Origin of the sequence: Halorubrum halodurans, from assembly GCF_002252985.1 — an archaeon.
GTDB classification, from domain to species: domain Archaea; phylum Halobacteriota; class Halobacteria; order Halobacteriales; family Haloferacaceae; genus Halorubrum; species Halorubrum halodurans.
The window spans coordinates 1-4,564 of the sequence record NZ_NHPJ01000012.1; the positions used below are offsets into that span (position 1 = coordinate 1).

5 protein-coding genes are annotated in these 4,564 nt (G+C 74.2%); all 5 read left to right on the forward strand.

Annotation, left to right across the window (positions count from 1 at the left end; translation table 11 throughout):
- The coding region (gene dapA, locus DJ70_RS01445) for a 4-hydroxy-tetrahydrodipicolinate synthase (RefSeq protein WP_143420888.1) at window positions 1-736 on the forward strand (736 nt) is incomplete at its 5' end.
- On the forward strand, window positions 733-1,587 hold the full coding sequence (dapB, locus tag DJ70_RS01450) for a 4-hydroxy-tetrahydrodipicolinate reductase (protein ID WP_094529511.1): 855 nt from the start codon (window positions 733-735) through the stop codon (window positions 1,585-1,587). The genes dapA and dapB, both read left to right, overlap by 4 nt.
- Window positions 1,588-1,648: 61 nt before the next feature.
- Window positions 1,649-2,488, forward strand: a complete 840-nt coding sequence (locus DJ70_RS01455; RefSeq protein WP_094529513.1) for a 2,3,4,5-tetrahydropyridine-2,6-dicarboxylate N-succinyltransferase — start codon at window positions 1,649-1,651, stop codon at window positions 2,486-2,488.
- Window positions 2,485-3,846 (forward strand): diaminopimelate decarboxylase, encoded by a 1,362-nt coding sequence (gene lysA, locus DJ70_RS01460; protein WP_094529515.1) that lies wholly within the window; start codon window positions 2,485-2,487, stop codon window positions 3,844-3,846. The genes DJ70_RS01455 and lysA overlap by 4 nt, the downstream gene beginning before the upstream one ends.
- Window positions 3,843-4,564: diaminopimelate epimerase (locus DJ70_RS01465; protein WP_094529517.1), on the forward strand; the 722-nt coding region annotated here is incomplete at its 3' end. The genes lysA and DJ70_RS01465, both read left to right, overlap by 4 nt.

Here is a 4,564-nt window from a genome sequence, read left to right on the forward strand (position 1 = left end):
GTTGTTCGAGCCCGTGCCCGTGATCGCGGGCACGGGCTCGAACAACACCGCGGAGGCGCTCTCGCTCTCGCGCCGGGCCGCGGCGGCCGGCGCGGACGGGCTGCTCCTCATCTCCCCGTACTACAACAAGCCCGAAGCCGAGGGGTTCAGGGAGCACTACCGAACGATCGCCGACGCGGTCGACCTCCCGCAGATCGTCTACAACGTCCCCTCGCGGACGGGGCGGTCGATCCCGGTCGACGTCGTCGTCGACCTCGCGAGCCACCCGAACGTCCGGGGATACAAGGCCGCCTCCGGCGACCTGAACCGGATCGGCGAGGTGATCGAGCGCACCCGCGGGGAGGCGTTCTCCGTGCTCTCCGGCGACGACGGGCTCACGCTGCCGACGCTCGCCGTCGGCGGAACGGGCACGATAAGCGTCGTCGCGAACGTCGAGCCGGAGCGCGCGTGTGCGATGGTCGGGTCGGCGCTCTCGGGCGACTACGACCGCGCGCGCGAACTCCACCACGAGCTCGCGCCGCTGGTGCGCGCGCTGTTCGCCGAGACGAACCCGATCCCGGTGACGGAGGCGATGTATATCCGTGGTCGCGGCGGTCCGCACGTCCGGCCGCCGCTCACCCGGCTCTCCGAGGAGCGGCGTGAGGAACTCCGCGATCTGCTCGCGGAATACGAGGCAGGGACGCCGGGGGAGACGGAAGCGGCAGGGGAGATCGACGTCTCCGGAGGCGCGGAATGACCGGCGACGCCGACGCGACCCGGATCGCCGTCACCGGCGCGGGCGGCCGGATGGGCCGAGAGGTGATCGAGGCCGCGGCTGCCAGGGAGGACGTCGCGGTCGGCCTCGCGGTCAACCGCACGCCGACGGACCCGGTCGCGGGCGTCGACGTCGCGGACGCGGCCCGGCTCGGCGACCTGCTCGCCGATGCCGGCGGCGACGCCCACGCCGACGTCCTCGTCGACTTCACGGGCCCCGAGTCGGCCGTCGAGTACGCCGAGACGGCCGCCGAGGCGGGGGTGGCCATCGTCACCGGCACGACCGGCTTCGACGCCGGGGAGACGGCGCGGCTCCGCGCCGCGAGCGAGGCGGTTCCCCTGTTGCGGGCGTCGAACTTCGCGCGCGGCGTCGCCGCGCTGCGCCGGGCGGTCCGCGAGGCGGTCGCGGCGGTTCCCGGCTACGACGTGGAGGTGACGGAGACGCACCACGACGGGAAACGCGACGCGCCCTCGGGGACCGCGAGGACGCTCCTCGACGACGTGGCGGGCGTCCGCGAGGAGCTGGCGGGGAGCGACGCCCTCGACCGACGGGTCCACGGCCGGGAGGGCGACGCGCCCCGAAGCCCCGGCGAGATCGGCGTCCACGCGCGACGCGCCGGCGACGTGACGGGCGAACACGAGGTGTTGCTCGCGGGCAACCGCGAGACGCTCTCGCTCACGCACCGCGCCGGCGACCGCGGCGTGTTCGCCGAGGGCGCGCTCGACGCCGCGGCGTGGCTGGCCGGTCGTGACCCCGGATGGTACGAGTTCGACGACGTGCTCGGCGAGGGACGCGACGCCGGGGCCGCGACGGCGGAGGACGCGGCCCGATGAGTGCGATAGGCATCGACACACATCGACGGGTAAATACCGCCGGTCGCCCACGGGGGGAGTAATGACGCTCGAATCCGACGTGGCCGACCTCTGGGACCGGTACGAGGCCGGCCTCTCGGCGGCGGAGACGACGAGGGACGACGTGGCCGTCCTCGACGACTTCCTCGCGGCGCTCTCGGCCGGCGAGGTCCGCGCCGCCCGGAAGACCGGCGACGACGTGACGACGTGGGAGGCCAACGAGTGGGTCAAACGCGGCTGCCTGCTCAACTTCGCGCTCCGCGGGACCGAGCCCCGCGAGTACGGCGGCGTGACCTACTACGACGTGTTGCCCCTCCGGGAGACCGACGATCTCGCCGAGCGCGGCACCCGCAACACCCCGGACGGCACCGTGCTTCGACCCGGATCGTACCTCGGCAGCGACTGTATCGTGATGAGTCCGGCCTTCCTCAACATGGGCGCGTACGTCGGCGACGGGACGCTCGTCGACTCCTGTGACACGGTCGGCTCCTGCGCGCAGGTCGGTTCCGACGTGAAACTCGGCGCGAACACCCTGATCGGCGGCGTGCTGGAACCGATCGAGGACGCCCCCGTCGTCATCGAGGACGGCGTTTCGCTCGGCGCGGGCTGTCGGGTCACGAGCGGGTTCCGCGTCGGCGAGAACTCCATCGTCGGCGAGAACACGCTGCTCACGCCGCGGATCCCCGTCTACGACCTCGTCGAGGAGGAGGTCGTCTACGGCCACCTCCCCGCCGAGCGCCGGGCGTTCACGCGGATGGTGGAGTCCTCGGTCGGCGACCACGACCTCTTCGAGGGCGGCGCGTACAAGCCCGCGGTCGTCGCCACCGACGTGGAGGCGGAGACGCTCGAGGCAACCCGACGCGAGGGGGCGTTGCGGGAATGACGGCGGAGACGACCGAGACGACGGAGACGACCGAGACGGAGTGCGACGCCGACGCGAACCCGCCCGTCCGGCGCGTGAGCGACTGGGACGCGGACCGGCTCGCCGACCTCGCCGACGAGCACGAGACCCCGCTGTACGTCCAGGACCTCGACCGAACCCGCGAGAACTGCGAGCGCCTGCTTGCGGCGTTTCCCGACGCCGACGTGCGCTACGCGGTCAAGGCGCACACCGGCCGCGCGGTGCTGGAGGCGGTCCGTGAGGCGGGGCTCGACGCCGAGTGTGCCTCCGCCGGGGAGGTCGACCGCGCGCTCGCGGCCGGCTTCGGCGGCGACCGGCTCCACTACACCGCGGTCAATCCGCCGGATCGGGACCTCGACTACGTCGTCGACGTCGCGGAGCGCGAGCCGGATCTCACGGTCACCGCCGGCGCGGTCGACACCCTCGACCGGCTGGCCGAGCGCGGCTACGACGGCCGGCTCTGCCTCCGCGTGAATCCGGGCGTCGGCGCGGGCCACCACGCGAAGGTCACCACCGGCTCGGCGCCGAAGTTCGGGGTCCCTTACGACCGCGCGGCGCGAGTCGCCCGCGAGGCGGCGGAGCGGTTCGACGTGGTGGGCGTCCACGCGCACGCGGGATCCGGCATTGACCCGGACCAGCTCGACAGCCACCGCGAGCTCGTCGCGCGGATGGGAAACCTCGCGCGGGACTTGACCGACCCGGCCGCAGACCCCCTCGACCTCGAGTACGTCGACGTCGGCGGCGGCTTCGGCGTCCCGTACCGCGAGGACGCCGAGCCGCTCGACCTGCCCGCCGTCGCGGAGGCGACGCGCGAGGCGGTCGGCGACCTCGCCGGGCTCGCGCTCGCGATCGAGCCCGGCCGGTACGTCGTCGCCGACGCGGGCGTCCTCCTGACGCGGGTGAACACCGTGAAGCCGACGCCGGGGGGGACGGTCGTCGGCGTCGACGCCGGGATGACGGACCTCCTTCGCCCGGCGATGTACGACGCGTACCACCCGATCCGGAACCTCGGCGGGGCCGACGGCGAGCCGGACCCGGCGGACCGGGGGACCGCCTCCGTCGCCGTCGCAGGACCTATCTGTGAGACCGGCGATAGCTTCTGTACGGACCGCGCGCTCGCCGAGCCGGCCCGCGGGGACCTCCTCGCGATCGGCGTCGCGGGCGCGTACGGCTACGAGATGGCGAACCAGTACAACTCGCGGCCGCGGCCCGCGGAGGTCGCGCTCGCGGACGGGGAGGCGAGGGTCGTCCGGCGACGCGAGCGGCTCGCCGACCTCACGACGGTCGAGCGGGAGGCAGCGGGCGCGCCGGAGACGGCGGAGACGGAGGTGGACCGATGAGCACCCACGCCGTCCCGGTGGAGAAGTACCACGGCACCGGCAACGACTTCCTCGTGGTCGACGCCAGCGAGGGCGTCGCCGACCGGTCGGCGTTCGCACGGGCGTACTGCGACCGCGAGACGGGCGTCTCGGCCGACACGGTCGACGACGGCGCTCCGGCGGCCGACGACGCGGCGCGGGGCGGGGGCGACGGCGCCGCCGACCCCGGCGGCCGTCGCGGCGCCGACGGCGTCCTCTTCCTGGAGATCGGCGAGCGCTACCGCCCGACCCGCGTCGTGATGACGCTCGTCCAGCCGGACGGGTCGACGGCCGCCATGTGCGGCAACGGCGCCCGCGTCGTCGCCCGCTGGGCGCACGACCGGACCGGCGACCACGAGTTCATGATCGACACGCAGGCGGGGACCCGCCGGGCGACCGTGAGCCCCGACGGGAGCGAGGTGACCATCGAGATGGGGACGCCGCGGTTCGACCCCGCCGCGGTTCCCGTCGACCGCGACGAGCCGCTCGTCGAGGAGGCGATCGAGGGGCTCACCGTCACCGCCGTCGACACCGGCGTCCCCCACGCCGTGGCGTTCCTCGAGGGCGGCCGCGACGACCCCGACGGGATCGACGCCGTCGACCTCGACGCGGTCGCGCCGCCGGTCAGGCACGCGGACGTCTTCCCGCAGGGCGCGAACGTGAACCTCGCGGCGGTCGTCGACGCCGGCGGAGGAGACGG

Excerpts from the sequence above, each read along its gene's own strand:
- dapB (WP_094529511.1), top strand. The coding sequence starts at position 733 with ATGACCGGCGACGCCGACGCGACCCGGATCGCCGTCACCGGCGCGGGC.
- DJ70_RS01455 (WP_094529513.1), top strand. The coding sequence starts at position 1,649 with ATGACGCTCGAATCCGACGTGGCCGACCTCTGGGACCGGTACGAGGCC.
- lysA (WP_094529515.1), top strand. The coding sequence starts at position 2,485 with ATGACGGCGGAGACGACCGAGACGACGGAGACGACCGAGACGGAGTGC.